The following is a 16,996-nucleotide window of genomic DNA, read 5'->3' on the forward strand; positions in this document are numbered from 1 at the left end:
GCATTTATTTGTCTGGCATTATTTTTTTAAAAAATAATGAAATAGTGATAAAATGTACAATATTGAACATTAAAAGGAGAGATTGCAGTGGAAAAACAAGTAGACCAAATTGTACAATGGTTACGTGATCAAGTGGAACAAGCTGGAGTTAATGGCCTTGTTGTAGGGATTAGTGGTGGATTAGATTCTGCCGTTGTATCGCACCTAATTAAACGAGCTTTACCAGATAATTCTTTAGGTGTTCTACTACCAATTTACACAAGCGATGATAATTTAGATGATGCTAAGCAAGTTGTTGAGAGTAGTGGAATTCAATCGATGACTGTAGATTTAACTGAAACGCATAAGATCATGTATTCTGAAATTAAGAATAGGTTAAATGAAAGCGATGAATTTATAGAAGAAAACGATAGGTTAGCTGGTGCGAATCTTCGTGCACGCCTCCGTATGAGCACATTATACGCACTTGCTACAAATTATAACTATATGGTAGTAGGAACAGATAACGCTGCAGAATGGTATACAGGCTATTTCACTAAGTATGGTGATGGCGGAGTAGATATTCTTCCAATCGTTGAATTTACAAAGCAGGAAGTTCGTGAAATGGCAAGTTACCTTGGGGTGCCTGGGCATATTGTAGAGAAGAAGCCTAGTGCTGATCTATGGGAAGGACAAAGTGATGAAGATGAGATGGGTACAAGTTACGACACCATTGATGCTTATCTTCAAGGGAAAGAAATCCCTGACAAAGATAAAGAAATAATTGAGTCCCTGCATAAAAAATCTGCACACAAACGTGATGGTTTACCACAATTTAAACGAGAGCAATAATTCTTTCCCTAAAATTAACTGTGTAAAAAAGCCTTCGTTATCCAAACTATGGATAAAGGAGGTTTTTTTATGAAAAGGAAAGTAATTGTGGGATTGATACTAACAATTCTAACTGGGTGTAATTTAGGGATGGAAGAGCAAGGGCAACAACGTAATGATCAACAAAATACAGAGTATGTACATTATGAAACAGAGAAGGAACGTAAAGAACAAGGAGAGGGGCCTTCTATAGGTGAGCGTGGGGGCTATCCGCAAAGCCAGCAAGAAGGAGCCAATGATGCGGATTTCAAACGAGGATATTCAGATCAATACACCAACGAAGAAGCTTTATGGCTATCCGAAGAATTGGAAAATCGTAAAGATATTGTTACAGCACAGGTTGCTTCGACAGAAGATCAAATTTTAGTTGGACTTGTACAGCGCGAATATGCTGGAGAAGACGTCCCTCAACAGGTTAAGAAAGAAATACAAAGGTTGCTCCCAGATAACAAAAAAGAAATTATTGTCTTCACAGATAATGCGTATTGGGAGTATATGAAAAACCGCGATGCAAAGCCAGATGGTAACACACCTTAATACTGTTTATTCGTTATTAAAGATTTATTATTTATAGCTAGCCCTTTCCCCTGGCATAGCTGGCAGTAAAGGTTCGTTGCGTCCAACTAACACTTTGTTACCTTCCACAAAATGAAGTTTCACTTTATGAAATCTCTTTTTTTTGATATAGTAAAAAAGGAAATTTCTAGAGAGGAGAATGTCCGATGGCTGGTCATTCTAAATGGAAGAACATACAAAGAAGAAAAAATGCACAAGATGCAAAAAAAGGTAAAATTTTTATGCGCCACGCAAAGGATATATACACTGCAGCGAAGCAGGGTGGCGGCGATATTTCGACAAATGCGTCTCTTCGCTTGGCGGTAGATAAGGCCAAAGCCGATAATATGCCGAATGATAATATTGATCGAGCGATTAAAAAGGCTACTGGGACACTTGATGGTGCTAGTTTTGAGGAAATAACGTATGAAGGGTATGGACCAGGTGGCGTGGCGGTTATCGTTAACGTCTTAACTGATAATAAAAACCGTACGGCAGCAGAAGTTCGTCATGCTTTTAAAAAAAATGATGGGAATCTTGGGGAAAACGGCAGTGTTTCCTTCATGTTTGATCGCAAAGGCTATATCATTATCGCAAATGAAAATGATGAAGTAGATGAGGATGAGCTTACACTAGAAGCCCTTGAGGCAGGAGCTGAAGACATAACTACAGAAGAGGGCGCTTATGAAATTTTCACCGAACCAGAAAATTTCCAAGCGGTTTTGGAACACTTAACAGAAAAGGCTTATGAAATAGCTGATTCAGAAGTAACACTTATTCCACAAACCTACAGTGCTGTTAATGAAAACGATGAAAGCAAAATGTTATCACTTATTGAAACGCTAGAAGAGAGCGAAGATGTTCAGGACATTCATCATAATCTAGAGGAATCTAATTAATTTAGTTGTGCATTAGCGTTAATATAAAAGACACTTAAGTGGGAGCTTCTAATTCCTGAAAGGAAATAGAAGCTTCTTTTCATGAATAGAAATCGAGTGAAGGGACTGTAAGTTTCACTCTACATGAAGTTATGATAAAATAATGAATGGAATGTAAAGGAGTAAAGTGAATGATTGCATATATTAGAGGAATGCTTACATATATTTTAGATGATTCAATAATCATGGACGTTCAAGGTATTGGCTACGAACTATTTTGTGCCAATCCTTTTGTATTTCAGTCATCATTACATAAAGAGGTAAAGATTCATACCTATCATCATGTTCGGGAAGACGCTCAGATATTGTACGGTTTTAAGACTGAAGATGAAAAATTTTTATTTACTAAGTTAATCTCTGTGTCTGGCATCGGCCCCAAAGGTGCACTGGCAATTCTAAGTGGTGTAGATGTAGCAGGTATCGCGGCAGCAATCGAACGTGAAGATGACAAGTTTTTAACAAGCTTTCCTGGTGTTGGAAAGAAGACAGCAAGACAAATTATCCTAGATTTGAAAGGGAAATTGACGAACGTCCTTTCGATCACCGAAGTGGAAACCGAGATGACTAGCGCAAATCAAACGAACCCAGAAGGTTTAAAAGAAGCTGCCGAAGCATTAAAGGCACTAGGATATACGGATAGAGAAATAAAAGGTGTTATGCCAGAATTAAAGGCAACCGAAAGTAAAACAGCGGATGAACTTATTAGAAAAGCATTATCTCTACTAATGAAAAAATAGGAGAGGGGGAGAATAATGGAAGATCGTATGGTTACAGGAGAATTTCAGGAAGAAGATTCCGTCGAACTCAGTCTTCGTCCTTCTGCCCTAAACCAGTACATTGGTCAGCATAAAGTTAAAGAGAATCTTAATATTTTTATTAAGGCAGCTAAAATGAGAGAAGAACCACTGGATCATGTTCTATTATATGGCCCTCCAGGTTTAGGGAAAACGACATTGGCAGCTATCATTGCCAATGAAATGGGAGTGCAATTTCGTTCAACGTCTGGACCAGCCATTGAGCGAGCTGGAGACCTTGCAGCAATATTATCTTCCTTAGAGCCTGGTGATGTTCTATTTATTGACGAGATTCATCGACTTCCACGGTCAGTAGAGGAAGTTCTATATCCTGCAATGGAGGATTTTTTCCTAGATATCGTTATTGGCACTGGGCCAAGTGCCAGATCAGTGAGGATCGATTTGCCTCCGTTTACCTTAGTTGGTGCTACCACACGGGCAGGATTATTATCAGCACCATTGCGAGATCGCTTTGGTGTGCTCAGCCGCTTGGAATTTTATGAAGCAAAAGATTTATGCTCGATCATTGAACGGACCGCTGAGATTTTTCAAACTTCTATTTCAAAGGAAGCTGCAGCGGAGGTAGCTAGACGTTCTAGGGGAACGCCTAGGATAGCGAATCGCTTGTTAAAGAGGATCCGTGATCTTTCCCAAGTAAAAGGGGAGACAGAAATAAGCGTGGACACGACTGGAGCAGCTTTAAAAATGTTACAGGTGGATGATGAAGGACTTGATCACATTGATCATAAATTGCTTAAAGGAATGATCGAAAATTTTCAGGGTGGTCCTGTTGGATTAGATACTATAGCCGCAACAATTGGAGAGGAATCCCAAACTATTGAGGATGTATACGAGCCTTATTTGTTACAAATTGGATTTATACAAAGAACACCAAGAGGAAGAATTATTACCCCAAAAGCTTATCAACATTTTGGAATGAAGGTGCCTGGTGCAGAATGAATATAGGTAAATTACTAATCATTTCAGGGATAGTTATTGTCTTGGTAGGAGTTATATGGACTTTCATTGGCAAATTACCTGGTGATTTTAGCTTCAAAAAAGGAAATGTGACAGTTCACTTTCCAATTATGACTTCCATTATCGTAAGTATTATACTTTCTGTAATATTTTTCGTTATAGGAAGGTTTCGTTAAGTAAGGAGATGTAGCATGAATATAGAAGATTTTGATTTTCATTTACCAGAAGAATTAATTGCACAAACACCACTTGAGGATCGTACGTCTTCAAAATTGCTTGTATTAAACAAAGAAACAAAAGAAATCTCACATAAAAGGTTTAAAGAAATTAAGGATTATTTTAAACCTGGTGATTGCCTTGTGTTGAATGACACCCGCGTATTGCCTGCAAGGCTTTACGGTGCAAAAGAAGACACAGGGGCGAATATTGAGGTACTTTTATTACACCAAGAAAAAGGGGATACGTGGGAAGTACTTGCAAAACCAGCAAAAAAAGTGAAGCAAGGTACTGTTATATCGTTCGGGGATGGAAAACTGCGTGCTACGTGCGTAGGGATAAAAGAACACGGGGGGCGCATTATGGAATTTTCCTATAAAGGAATTTTCTATGAAGTTTTAGACGAACTGGGAGAAATGCCACTTCCCCCATATATTAAAGAAAAGCTACCTGAAAAGGAAAGATACCAAACGGTTTATGCGAAGGAAGAAGGATCGGCTGCAGCCCCTACTGCAGGCCTGCATTTCACCAATGAATTGCTTAGTGAACTTGAGACACTAGGTGTAACGGTGACTTTCATCACGTTACATGTTGGGCTAGGCACATTTCGCCCAGTTAGCGTAGAGAATATAGATGATCATCAAATGCATGCGGAATTCTACCAAATGTCGAAAGAAACAGCTGATACTCTAAATCAGGTAAAAGCCCAGGGTGGTAGAGTCATCTCAGTCGGTACGACATCTACGAGAACATTGGAAACAATTGCAAGAGACCATGATGGCACATTTGTTGAAACAAGTGGGTGGACAGACATATTTATTTATCCACCGTATCAATTTCGTGCAGTAAATGGTCTTATCACTAACTTTCATTTGCCTAAGTCCACCTTAATAATGTTAGTTAGCGCCTTAGCAGATAAAGAATCCATTTTACATGCTTATGAAGAAGCAGTGAAAGAAAGGTATCGTTTCTTTAGTTTTGGCGATGCCATGTTAATTATATAACCACAACCATGTTCACTATATAAATAGTGATTACTGCATGAAAAATAAACCTCTTCATGCGCTTAATATATAAAAAAGGACGAATACTTTATGACACCTATAACATATGAATTAATTAAAACATGCAAACAAACAGGTGCGAGATTAGGACGAGTTCATACACCCCACGGCTCCTTTGATACTCCAACCTTTATGCCTGTTGGAACACTCGCAACCGTGAAAACGATGAGTCCCGAAGAACTTCAAGAGATGAATGCAAATATCATCTTATCCAATACGTATCACCTATGGCTTCGACCTGGAGAAGATATCGTAAGGGAAGCTGGAGGCCTTCACAAGTTTATGAACTGGGATGGGGCTATATTAACTGATTCTGGCGGTTTCCAAGTGTTTAGTTTAAGTGATATGCGTGAGATCAAAGAGGAAGGGGTCCATTTTAGAAATCATCTAAGTGGAGAGAAACTTTTCCTTTCACCAGAGAGGGCAATGGAGATTCAAAACGCACTTGGGTCAGACATCATGATGGCTTTCGACGAATGTCCGCCATATCCAGCAACCTATGACTATATGAAGTCCTCTGTAGAACGAACCTCTCGATGGGCAGAACGTTGTCTTGAAGCGCATCAACGCAAAGATGTACAAGGCTTATTCGGTATTATTCAAGGTGGGGAATATGAAGATCTACGTAAAATGAGTGCGCAGGATTTAGTTTCCTTAGATCTACCTGGTTACGCTATTGGAGGTCTATCTGTTGGAGAACCAAAAGATGTAATGAACCGTGTATTAGATTTTACTACACCACTCATGCCATCTAACAAACCTCGCTACTTGATGGGGGTAGGTTCACCTGATTCCTTGATCGATGGAGCTATGAGAGGAATCGATATGTTTGATTGTGTGCTTCCAACAAGAATAGCGCGAAATGGGACATGCATGACGTCAAATGGCAGGCTTGTTGTTCGAAATGCGAAATATGCAAGAGACTTTGGACCGATCGATGAGAACTGTGATTGTCATGTATGTAAAAATTATTCAAGAGCCTATATCCGCCATTTGATAAAATGTAATGAAACATTCGGATTTAGGCTTACTACTTATCATAACCTCTATTTTCTGTTAAAATTAATGGAGCAAGTCCGAACAGCAATTGCTGAAGATAGACTTGGTGATTTTAAAGAAGAATTCTTTGAACAATATGGTCTAAATAAACCGGATGCAAAGAACTTCTAAAGAGGTTTTTATATATATTGAAAGGGGGGGAATACAGAGATGGAAATGCTTATATCACTTTCACCGATTATCCTTATGTTTGTAATCTTCTATTTCTTGCTAATACGTCCACAACAAAAACGTCAAAAGCAAGTAAAGCAGATGCAATCAGATTTACAAAAAGGTCAATCCGTTATTACAATTGGTGGCTTCCATGGTGTTGTTCACGCAATTGATGAAAGCACTGTTGTCATTCAGGCTGGTGACGGTACAAAGCTGACATACGATCGTTCAGCTATCCGTGAAGTAAAACAATAGTAATAGTCCTAGGTGCCACCATAGGCATATCTCCTGTGGTGGAATGGCTTTAAGAAACATTATGTAGAGAGTACATAGAAAAACGAAGTTAACAGAGTTTCTGTTAACTTCGTTTTATTTTTAGGCTCTTATTTAGAACTCTTATTCTAACAAAACAATTTTTGTTAGTTTTCAACTTGCTCCCCCGTAATATTTACCCCTATGATTCCTCCAAACAATGCTACTAGAATATATGCAGCATGATGGATGGTCTGTTCTAAGTCGAAGGAGACCTGATAGCCTAAATACTGTACTAGAAATGTAAACAGCGTAAATCCTATTCCAGTTAATGCTCCAATAATCCAGCCCTTTGCTTTACTTTTGGCTCCCGCAACCATTCCACCAATGAATAATGAAATTAATCCTATTACTAGTGTCACCCATGTTAATGCTGGTTCATTGAACGTAGAAAAACGAAGCAATAATGCAAGGATAAAACTGGCAAGCAAAATAAGCCCTAACACGATAATCCACCCATATAACAAGGCGGTAAATTGTTGTCTTTTCACTCAAGATCCCTCCCTAAGATTGTCCACTTACATTAATAGTATTCAAGAAAAATTTAAATAGACGAAAAATATTTTAGCTTTTCTTCTCATAGGAATAGTATGAAAGGAATATTTATTTTGAAATGGTGAAAGTAGGTGAGAAATGGATGTCGTTCTAGCAACTGTAATCTTCATAATAAGCTATTTTTTCATCATGTCTGAGAAATTTAACCGTGCAGTCGTGGCATTATCCGGTGGAGCTCTATTACTTTTAACTGGGATATTTACTACACAAGAACTATTTACAGAGTATATTGATTGGGCAACGATTGCATTATTATTTTCGATGATGGTACTAATTTCGATTACAGAAAAAACCGGCCTATTTACTTTTATTGCGATACGCTTTGCACAGCGGGTTGGAGGAAGACCTATTCCATTACTTTTTGGTGTAGGGCTACTAACCGCTTTAGGATCAGCAATGCTAGATAATGTGACTACCGTACTGATTTTTGTACCAATCATCTTAAAGATCACGAAATTATTAAATATAGTAGCTTTACCTTATTTATTAATGATTATTTTTAGTTCAAATATTGGCGGAGCAGCAACATTAATTGGTGACCCTCCAAACATTATGATAGGACAAGCTGTAGACCATCTAACCTTTTTGTCCTTTTTCATTCATGTCGGGCCAGTAGCCTGCATCATGTTCATTTTCATGGTTCTCTTTATTTATCTTTGTTTCAGAAAAAAGCTTAAGAATTCAATAATTGATGCAAGGGAACTTGATAAAATGGATGCTTCATCACATTTACATAAGACGCCTATGCTTTATAAGTCAATTGGTGTCCTCGGAGTAACGATAACAGGCTTTTTGCTTCATGCTTTTGTGCATATTGATCTTACCGCCATTGCATTGTCGGGAGCACTTCTACTACTATTCCTCACACAGAACGAACTAGAAGCTGAAATTATTTTTGAAAAGGTAGAATGGGTAACGTTATTCTTTTTTATTGGCTTATTTACGCTTGTTGGAGGTCTCCAGGAAGTTGGAGTTATTGATGAAATGGCAAGAGCGATTGTTCTTTCAACGGAAGGGGATTATGTGAATACGGCTTTACTGGTTCTATGGGTATCAGGAGTCTTTTCAGGTGTAGTGGATAATATACCGTTTGTAGCAGCAATGATACCAGTAGTACAAGAGTTTGAAAGTTATGGAATGGTATACTTGGATCCGATTTGGTGGTCTCTATCTCTTGGGGCCTGCTTAGGTGGGAATGCGACCTTAATTGGTTCTTCTGCAAATGTTGTCGTTGCTGGCCTAGCTGAACGAGCGGGTGAAAGAATTTCTTTCCTGCGTTTTATGTTATTTGGAGTACCACTCGTTTTATTGTCTCTGATTATTTCCACCTTTTATATTTATGTACGGTATCTATTACCATATAGTAGTTGAAAAAAACCTGCCAGCTGGCAGGTTTTTTATATATAGAAAATGGTCCATTTAATTAGTTTACCTGTTGGATTCGGGTCATGGCGACGTTGACCCAGGACGGGTCGGTTTTAGTCGGCGTTCACCAATACGGCACTCTTCGCTTTTGTATCGTCTAGCTCAGAGTGCCAAAAACTAGGTGACTTCGTGTTGTTCTGTGCGATAAGTCATCATTGATTCGTACCTCATCATGATTCCTTTATCTCCGTCTCAACACTCCAGCCACTACGTTTTTAAGCGGCACTCTTCGCTTTTGTTGTTTACTTTAACCATTTTCGGAATAGGGGCAGCTGTATTAGCTCTTCTCTTGAGACAAATCGAAGGATAAAGAGTGTGATAATATAAAAGATAACAAGCGCGATAAGAGCGAGGGAAAACAGTATTAGATTAGGCCCGAGTGTTTCGTAAATATTCCTAATCCAAGACCCAATCATCCAGGTTACAACAATTAAAAGAACCATTTTACAAATATCTTTAAACGGAATGGAAAATTGGATAGCCTTTTGTAAAGCAGCAAAATGAAGTAAAGTAACGAGCACCACGCCCACTGACATTGCAATGGCAACACCTTCAATCCCGAAACTTGGATTCGAGGCGAGTAAAAATAATATACTTAGCTTACATATTGCTCCAATCAAGCTGTTCCACATAGCTGGCTTTGCTAAATCAAGAGCCTGTAAAGCAGCTTGTAATGGTGATTGAACATAGAGTAAAATAAAGAAAGGTGCCATTAATACTAATAAGTTGCTGGCCTTGTCCGTACCATACATATACGTGAGTATAGGGGAGGAGAATAAACATAGCACCACTGTTGCAATTGCGCCAGATGCAAAAGACAGTCGAATCGATTGATGAATCCGGTAATGGACTAATCCTTTGTTTAAATTGGCCTCGGCTTCTGAAATAGATGGAACGAGCGCTATGGATAAAGAATGTGTGATAAACGTTGGCAAAAACAATAGTGGAAATACATAGCCTGTAAGCTCTCCGTATTGCTTTGTCGCTAGTGAACTAGAAATTCCAGCAATAGCAAGACTTTGGGCAACAAGAATTGGTTCTAAGAAATTTGTAAAAGAGCCAATCATCCTACTACCAGTGCTTGGAAGGGCAATCGAGAAAAGTTCTTTTACAGTAGAGCGGCTTGATTTTAAATAGCTGAAAAACTTTGTACGTATTTTAATTTTTTTCTTTCTTTTAAAAACATAGATCATATATAACAGGGAAATAAATTCTCCCAGAATGACACTAATCATAGCACCAGCTGCCGCAAATTCTACCCCATATGGTAACAGGATTTTTACGAAAGTAGCCACACATGTTATTCGAACTATTTGCTCAATTACCTGTGCATAGCTCTGTGGCTTCATGTTCTGCTTCCCTTGAAAATATCCTCTTAAGACGGAAGATATAGCAACAATAGGGATAATTGGGCTAATGGCAAGTAAAGGGTATAGTGTCCGCTCATCTGTTAAGAGAGAGGTTGCAACAAAAGGCGCAACAAACATTAGACCTATAGTAAATACAACACTTGTAATTCCCGTAGCAATTAACGAGACGATTAAGATTCGCTTTACTTTCTGTGAGTCATTTTTAGCTTCCGCTTCTGCTACCCTTTTGGAAATTGCGACAGGAAGCCCCAGTTGAGTTAGCGTCATTACCATAAATAGTGTAGGGAGGGCCATCATGTAAAGGCCGACACCTTCCTCACCCATTAGACGTGCTACGACAATTCGATTGATAAAACCTAAAAATCGGGTGATCATACCAGCTAAAATTAAAATAAGTGTACCTTGAAGAAATGTTTGTTTGGTCATTATAGCCGACCTGCCTTCTCAAATAATAATTTTTCATATACAATGATATATATGCTTGCAAGTGGGCCAAGCATGACAAGAAGGAATAAACTAGAAATAGATTCTATTCTCCGTGTAAGGAGGGACACAAATGGAAATTGTACAAACTGTATCAGAATGGAAAGCCATGATTTTACCAACATTAGAGAGCAAAGCTAACGAATTTCAAATGATGGGTTATACGAGAGCTAACGCTGAGGAAGTCTGGGATTGTTTAGTTAAAAAGGTTTGGAAAGGTGATCCAGAAAAAAGAATATACGAAGTCGTGCAGGATATTTTCCACCTTGGTTCTGGTACTTATATTAGCTATCTAACTGTAGCGGCTTACCAGGATGATAATTTATTTGCATCCATTTCCGCATTGACTGGAGAAGATCAAAAAGATGGTGGTTAGTCTTACATATTTTAAAAAAGGTGTAATTACTTAAAAATAATTTGTAAAAAGTATTGGTTGGATTACTCCAGCCAGTTGTTTGGAGGCATAGATAAATGAAAAAGAGAGGCAGAATCGTCGCCTTTTTTCTGATCGTACTTATTTTTGGAGGTCTGATCGGATCAACGGTTACTGGTGTAACAAAGGATATTAATTTAGGGTTGGATCTTCAAGGTGGTTTTGAGGTGCTCTATGAAGTAGAGCCGGTTGATGAAAGCCAGGAAGTAGATAATAAATTACTGGAATCAACGGTGCAAACATTGAATGATCGAGTTAACCGTCTTGGGATCAGTGAAGCGAGCATTGATATTGAAGGAGAAGACAGAATACGTGTACAACTTGCGGGTGTACAAGATCAAACAGAGGCAAGGGAAATCCTGTCTACCTCTGCAAGGTTATCTTTCCGAGATGTCAATGACACGGAATTACTAGATGGGAATGACGTGAAAGAAGGAAGTGCGAGACAGGATTTTGATCAGAACACAAATGCTCCAATCGTTACTTTGCAATTAAAGGATGCATCTAAATTTGGAGAAGTCTCAACACAGATTAAAAACATGGGGGCACCAGATAACTTACTAGTTATCTGGATGGATTATCAGGAGGGTGATTCCTTTGCAGAAGAGTCTGCGAAAGAGGATCCCAAATATATTTCCGCACCGAGCATTAGAGAGACACTAAACACTACAAATGTTATGATATCCGGGGATTTCTCGGTAGAATCTGCTAAGCGTTTAGCTGATATCATAAACTCCGGTTCATTGCCTGTTCATATGACGGAACTTTACTCTGAATCCGTGGGAGCACAATTCGGTGAAATGGCACTAGATAAAACAGTTTTTGCTGGCTTTGTTGGTGTAGCATTGGTTTTTATATTTATGATCATCGTTTATCGATTACCGGGATTTGTAGCGGCAGTTAACTTAAGTATTTATATCTATTTAATTCTTGTTATCTTTGAGCTTATGAATGGTGTGTTGACGTTGCCAGGAATTGCCGCGCTTATTTTAGGTGTTGGTATGGCAGTGGATGCCAATGTTATTACATTTGAACGAATTAAGGAGGAATTGCGTACAGGTAAGTCTGTTATTGCAGCATTTAAAACAGGCTCTAAAAACTCCTTGTCTACTATTTTTGATGCAAATATAACAACGTTGATAGCAGCATCTGTTCTCTTTATCTTTGGTACAAGTTCGGTGAAAGGTTTTGCCACCATGCTGATCGTAAGCATCGTTGTAAGTTTCTTAACTGCCGTGTTTGGCACGAGATTGCTATTAAGTCTATGGGTGAAAAGTAAATTACTAAACAAACGAATAGGTTGGTTTGGGGTTAAAAAAGATTCGATTCAGGATATCTCAGTTAAAGATGAGCCTGAACCAGAATTCATGAATAGAAAACCTAACATTGTGAAGCATCGTAAAAAATTCTTTGCTATCTCCATTGCTATGGTAGTTGTTGGAATAGCATCATTACTTCTGTTTAAGTTAAATCCAGGGATTGATTTTACTAGTGGTTCTAGAGTAGAAGTAATGTCGGAGAACAGCCTGACAGAAGAACAAGTTACAGCTGATCTTGAAAATCTTGGCTTAGAAGCTAGCATCGTAATTTCTGGGGACAATAACGAGCGGGGTGTAGCTAGGTTTGATGAGGTGCTTTCAGAGGATAAGGTCACCGAAGTAACGACATATTTTGAAGAAGAGTATGGAAGTGCACCTAATGTAAGTGTGGTATCTCCGCTAGTTGGTAAAGAATTAGTTAAAAACGCGTTGTATGCTGTTTCGATCGCTTCTATATTTATCATTATTTATGTAGCGTTTCGTTTTGAATTATTTTTTGCAATTACAGCGATCATTGCATTACTACATGATGCATTTTTCGTCCTTGTTATCTTTAGCATCACTCGTATTGAGTTTGATGTTACTATTGTAGCTGCTATTCTAACAATTGTCGGGTATTCGATTAACGATACCATTGTAACCTTTGATAGAATAAGGGAGAACCTGCGCAAAGAGAAGCGGGTGAAAACCTTTAAGGATCTTGCAGTTATTGTGAATAGAAGTCTTGTACAAACCTTAACAAGAAGTATGAACACTACTATTACCACATTGATTGCAGTTCTGGCATTCTTGTTCTTAGGAGCATCACCTATAACAGGATTTGCTATTGCATTAGCAGTAGGATTATTAGTTGGAACATACTCTTCTCTATTCTTAGCTGCGCAAATCTGGTTAGCATGGAGAGGGAAAATGATTAATGAAAAACCTGTTGATTTTACGAAGAAGAAACGAGTAGAAGGGCCACAGGTATAAGATAACTGATATTTACGTAGCGTATTTTCAGAGTCGAACAGGATTGAAGTTTCACTAGACTTCGTTCCTGTTCGATTTTTTATTTTAAGACAAATAATGTATAATAAATGGATTCGATTTTCCCCTGGTGTCGTTATAGAAATTAGTCCTTTGCTTAAATATATTTAATAGAGGGTATGATACTTAGGAAAACAATATAAGTAGAAGGAGGTATAGCATGAAAGGGCAAGGATATGTTATTCTGGCAATTATTTTCGTAATTATTGTAGCAGTATTTGCAGTAACCAATGTAAATCCAGTGGAAGTTAATTATTTATTTTGGACAGCGGAATCCCCGCTTATACTTATTATCCTTTTCTCAGTTTTAATGGGAGGAATTATTACTGCTGCAGTTGGTGTTATTCGAATGTTTCGCTTACAGCGTCAAGTTAGAAGTTTGCAAAAGGAAAATGAAACCCTGCATACACAATTGCAAGAAAAAGGCTTAGATTCTGGTGATAACTTTCAGAAAGATTCTGATATAAACCAAGCAGATGAAATAAAATAGCACTGGAAGAAAACAGCATTGCTACCCTTGGCTTACTCTTGTATAATAGATTAGTCAGGGGTGAATTTATGTTACAAAGTAAGGCAAAATGGAAGAGCAATAGAATAACTAATATAGAAGATCAATGGATGGATGACTCCACGTTATCGCCAATTGTAAAAGAACTTTTATTACAACGTGGGATAGCCAGCGGAGAAGCTGCCAGACAATTTCTATCACCTGATATAAGTACATTACATAACCCTGCAGAACTTGATTCAATTGATGTAGCTGCGGCTCGTGTTCACCAGGCTATTGAGCAACAAGAGAAGATTCTTGTGTATGGGGACTATGATGCTGATGGAGTTAGCTCTACGACCGTGCTACTCCTTGCATTAAAAGAGCTAGGTGCTGAGTGTGATTACTATATTCCGAACCGTTTCACAGAAGGCTATGGCCCTAATGAAGCAGCTTTTAGAGAGATCAAAGCACAGGGCTATACACTTGTTATAACGGTAGATAATGGCATAGCAGCAGTACATGAGGCATCAATAGCCAAAGAAATAGGTTTGGATTTAATTATAACGGATCACCATGAAGTACAGGATGAACTTCCTGATGCTTACGCTATTATACATCCGAAGCGTTCCACTGCTAATATATTTTCTGAGCTGGCAGGTGTAGGTGTTGCTTTTAAATTTGCAGAATACTTATTAGGATATTTTCCTAAACAATTTCTTTCTTTTGTGGCTATTGGCACAATTGCAGATCTTGTACCACTGATAAGTGAGAATCGTGTTTTAGCTTATCATGGTCTTCGGGCACTTTCTCAAACCGACAATATAGGTTTACAAGCGCTGATGCGTGTTTGCAAAATTGAGGGGGACGTGTCTGAAGAAGATGTTGGCTTCTTAATTGGTCCGAGAATCAATGCTGTAGGTAGATTACAGGATGCCGATCTTGCTGTGCAGCTTTTGATGACTGAAGATATAATGGAAGCTGAAGAGATTGCTACAGAGATTGATCAGATTAATGTAAAAAGACAACAAATTGTAAATGATATAGTAAAAGAAGCCGAAAAAATGGTGGATCCAAATCAAGAAAAAGGTGTCATTATTGTAGCAAAAGAGGGCTGGAATGAAGGTGTACTAGGTATTGTTGCATCAAAGCTAGTACGAAAATTTGATCAGCCTGCAATTGTATTAACTAAAAAGCCGGAAACCTCCCAAGTTAAAGGTTCTGCTCGAAGTATCCCTGCTTTTGATTTATTTAAAAATTGCATGACTGTTAGGGACTTATTTACTCATTTTGGGGGGCATTCACAAGCGGCTGGTATGACATTACCACTTGAGAATTTGGAGGAACTGCAAATTCGGTTAAATGAACTTATCCGCAACGAATTAACAGAAAGTGATTTTAAACAGCTGTTAGAAATCAGTAGTGAAGTGAATATACTAGATGTTAATGAGAAGCTTGTTGACGAAATAGGGAAACTTGCTCCTTTCGGTATGAAAAATCCTAAACCAATTTTTCAATTAACTTCTATCCCCTCAGAGTTAAGACAGATAGGGAGTACGAAGCGGCACTTAAAACTATTGTTTAAGGAAGATGGAAAGAATTTAGAAGGAATAGGTTTTGGATTTGGGGAACTGTTCCCACATATATCTCCTAATACTCCGGTTACGATTGTTGGCGAACTTGGAATAAATGAGTGGAATGGCATAAGGAAACCCCAAATTGTATTGCAGGATATGGAAATTAAGCAGTGGCAGTTATTTGATCACCGTGGGAGAAAGAATATAAATCTCACCCCATATATTGAGCACCACAACTCCAACCTAGTAGTTGGTAATCCGCGAATTGATTTGGGGAGCGAAGTACAATATATTCAATATGACGCTATGGAAGAGGTGCCTGCTACAGATGCACTCTATATCTATGAAATGCCAAAGGATCTTTCTAAATTAAAAGAGTTAATACAAAAAGCTAAGCCGCAAAATATTCACGCGTGTTACTATATCGAAAACAGTGCATTCTTAAATGCATTACCTTCACGTGAAGATTTTAAATGGTATTATGCTGTTTTATTAAAGAAAAAGATACTAGACCTAAATACGGATATAAACGTTATCATGAATGCTAAAGGCTGGAATAAAGAACGCATCTTTTTCATTTCTGAGGTGTTTTTTGAACTAGGCTTTGTTAAAATAGATAACGGTGTTATTACAGTTAATTCGAAACCAGCTAAAAAAGATCTTTTGGAGTCTACCGCATATCAGGCACAATTAGAACAAGCTGAAATAGAAAAGACTTTGTATTACTCAAATTACAACGAATTGAGAAACTGGTTCAATAATTGTATGGACCATGTGGAAAGCCCCAAGGAGGAACTAAGTTATGGATTATAAACAGTATGTAAAAATAGTGGAAGATTGGCCTAAAGAAGGTATACGTTTTAAAGACATTACACCTTTGATGGATAATGGTAAAGCTTTTAAATCAGCTGTTGACGAAATTGTGTCGTTTGCAAAAGAGAAGGAAATTGATATCGTAGTAGGTCCAGAAGCACGTGGATTTATTGTTGGCTGCCCGGTTTCTTATGCATTAGAAGTAGGTTTTGCACCAGTAAGAAAAGAAGGCAAGCTTCCACGTGAAGTAATAAAAGTAGATTATGGTCTTGAGTATGGAAGCAATGTACTGACTATTCACAAGGATGCAATCAAACCAGGTCAACGTGTTTTAATTACGGATGATCTGCTTGCAACCGGCGGTACAATTGAAGCAACCATTAAGTTAGTTGAAGAATTAGGTGGCATTGTAGTTGGGTGCGCTTTCATAATAGAGTTAAGTTACTTGGATGGAATGCAAAAACTTGACGGATATGAGGTACTCTCTTTAATGAGCTATTAATTACTAGAATGAAGAACAGGTCTGATGGAATAAACTCATCAGACCTGTTCTTCTAAATTTTACA

General features: G+C 38.2%; 17 protein-coding genes. 15 read left to right on the top strand and 2 right to left on the bottom strand.

Features of this window, described 5'->3' with window-relative positions; all coding sequences use genetic code 11:
- Window positions 1-87 precede the first annotated feature (87 nt).
- The 9 genes from nadE to yajC all read left to right on the top strand — a co-directional run bounded on the left by nadE (window position 88) and on the right by yajC (window position 6,882).
- A complete protein-coding gene (gene nadE, locus BN985_RS10070) occupies window positions 88-831 on the top strand; it encodes an NAD(+) synthase (protein ID WP_042223343.1) in 744 nt (247 codons plus the stop codon).
- 69 nt (window positions 832-900) lie between these two features.
- Entirely contained in the window at window positions 901-1,407 is a 507-nt protein-coding gene (locus tag BN985_RS10075) for a YhcN/YlaJ family sporulation lipoprotein (RefSeq protein WP_042223344.1), read from the top strand.
- 185 nt (window positions 1,408-1,592) lie between these two features.
- The gene (locus BN985_RS10080) at window positions 1,593-2,324 is read left to right on the top strand and encodes a YebC/PmpR family DNA-binding transcriptional regulator (RefSeq protein WP_042223345.1); all 732 of its coding nucleotides are present in this window, start codon (window positions 1,593-1,595) and stop codon (window positions 2,322-2,324) included.
- Window positions 2,325-2,494: 170 nt separating this feature from the next.
- On the top strand, window positions 2,495-3,100 hold the full coding sequence (gene ruvA, locus BN985_RS10085) for a Holliday junction branch migration protein RuvA (protein WP_042223346.1): 606 nt from the start codon (window positions 2,495-2,497) through the stop codon (window positions 3,098-3,100).
- A 15-nt stretch (window positions 3,101-3,115) separates the two neighbouring features.
- A complete protein-coding gene (gene ruvB, locus BN985_RS10090) occupies window positions 3,116-4,117 on the top strand; it encodes a Holliday junction branch migration DNA helicase RuvB (RefSeq protein WP_042223347.1) in 1,002 nt (333 codons plus the stop codon).
- Entirely contained in the window at window positions 4,114-4,311 is a 198-nt protein-coding gene (locus tag BN985_RS10095; RefSeq protein WP_042223348.1) for a DUF2905 domain-containing protein, read from the top strand. The genes ruvB and BN985_RS10095 overlap by 4 nt, the downstream gene beginning before the upstream one ends.
- A gap of 15 nt (window positions 4,312-4,326) precedes the next feature.
- Window positions 4,327-5,355 (top strand): tRNA preQ1(34) S-adenosylmethionine ribosyltransferase-isomerase QueA, encoded by a 1,029-nt coding sequence (queA, locus tag BN985_RS10100; protein ID WP_042223349.1) that lies wholly within the window; start codon window positions 4,327-4,329, stop codon window positions 5,353-5,355.
- Between the two features lie 90 nt (window positions 5,356-5,445).
- Entirely contained in the window at window positions 5,446-6,585 is a 1,140-nt protein-coding gene (tgt, locus tag BN985_RS10105; RefSeq protein WP_042223350.1) for a tRNA guanosine(34) transglycosylase Tgt, read from the top strand.
- Between the two features lie 39 nt (window positions 6,586-6,624).
- A complete protein-coding gene (gene yajC / locus BN985_RS10110) occupies window positions 6,625-6,882 on the top strand; it encodes a preprotein translocase subunit YajC (protein ID WP_042223351.1) in 258 nt (85 codons plus the stop codon).
- 164 nt (window positions 6,883-7,046) lie between these two features.
- Here yajC and BN985_RS10115 read toward each other — a convergent pair whose 3' ends face one another.
- Window positions 7,047-7,430: a TIGR04086 family membrane protein gene (locus tag BN985_RS10115; RefSeq protein ID WP_042223352.1), complete on the bottom strand. Its 384-nt coding sequence runs from the start codon at window positions 7,428-7,430 to the stop codon at window positions 7,047-7,049.
- A 142-nt stretch (window positions 7,431-7,572) separates the two neighbouring features.
- On the opposite strand from BN985_RS10115, the gene BN985_RS10120 reads away from it, so the two are divergent.
- Entirely contained in the window at window positions 7,573-8,865 is a 1,293-nt protein-coding gene (locus BN985_RS10120; protein WP_042223353.1) for an ArsB/NhaD family transporter, read from the top strand.
- Between the two features lie 296 nt (window positions 8,866-9,161).
- Here the strand turns inward: BN985_RS10120 and spoVB are convergent, their stop codons facing one another.
- On the bottom strand, window positions 9,162-10,715 hold the full coding sequence (gene spoVB, locus BN985_RS10125; protein WP_042223354.1) for a stage V sporulation protein B: 1,554 nt from the start codon (window positions 10,713-10,715) through the stop codon (window positions 9,162-9,164).
- Window positions 10,716-10,845: 130 nt separating this feature from the next.
- On the opposite strand from spoVB, the gene BN985_RS10130 reads away from it, so the two are divergent.
- The 5 genes from BN985_RS10130 (at window position 10,846) to BN985_RS10150 (ending at window position 16,932) form a co-directional block, all read left to right on the top strand.
- Window positions 10,846-11,148, top strand: coding sequence for a post-transcriptional regulator (locus tag BN985_RS10130; protein WP_042223355.1), 303 nt, complete (start codon window positions 10,846-10,848; stop codon window positions 11,146-11,148).
- Window positions 11,149-11,243: 95 nt separating this feature from the next.
- Window positions 11,244-13,496: a protein translocase subunit SecDF gene (secDF, locus tag BN985_RS10135; protein WP_042223356.1), complete on the top strand. Its 2,253-nt coding sequence runs from the start codon at window positions 11,244-11,246 to the stop codon at window positions 13,494-13,496.
- A gap of 217 nt (window positions 13,497-13,713) precedes the next feature.
- Window positions 13,714-14,043 (top strand): LapA family protein, encoded by a 330-nt coding sequence (locus BN985_RS10140; RefSeq protein WP_042223357.1) that lies wholly within the window; start codon window positions 13,714-13,716, stop codon window positions 14,041-14,043.
- Between the two features lie 68 nt (window positions 14,044-14,111).
- On the top strand, window positions 14,112-16,430 hold the full coding sequence (recJ, locus tag BN985_RS10145) for a single-stranded-DNA-specific exonuclease RecJ (protein ID WP_042223358.1): 2,319 nt from the start codon (window positions 14,112-14,114) through the stop codon (window positions 16,428-16,430).
- The gene (locus BN985_RS10150) at window positions 16,420-16,932 is read left to right on the top strand and encodes an adenine phosphoribosyltransferase (protein WP_042223359.1); all 513 of its coding nucleotides are present in this window, start codon (window positions 16,420-16,422) and stop codon (window positions 16,930-16,932) included. Before recJ ends, BN985_RS10150 begins: the two co-directional genes overlap by 11 nt.
- Window positions 16,933-16,996 lie beyond the last annotated feature (64 nt).

The organism is Oceanobacillus manasiensis (assembly GCF_000724085.1).
GTDB classification, from domain to species: Bacteria; Bacillota; Bacilli; order Bacillales; family Amphibacillaceae; genus Oceanobacillus_B; species Oceanobacillus_B manasiensis.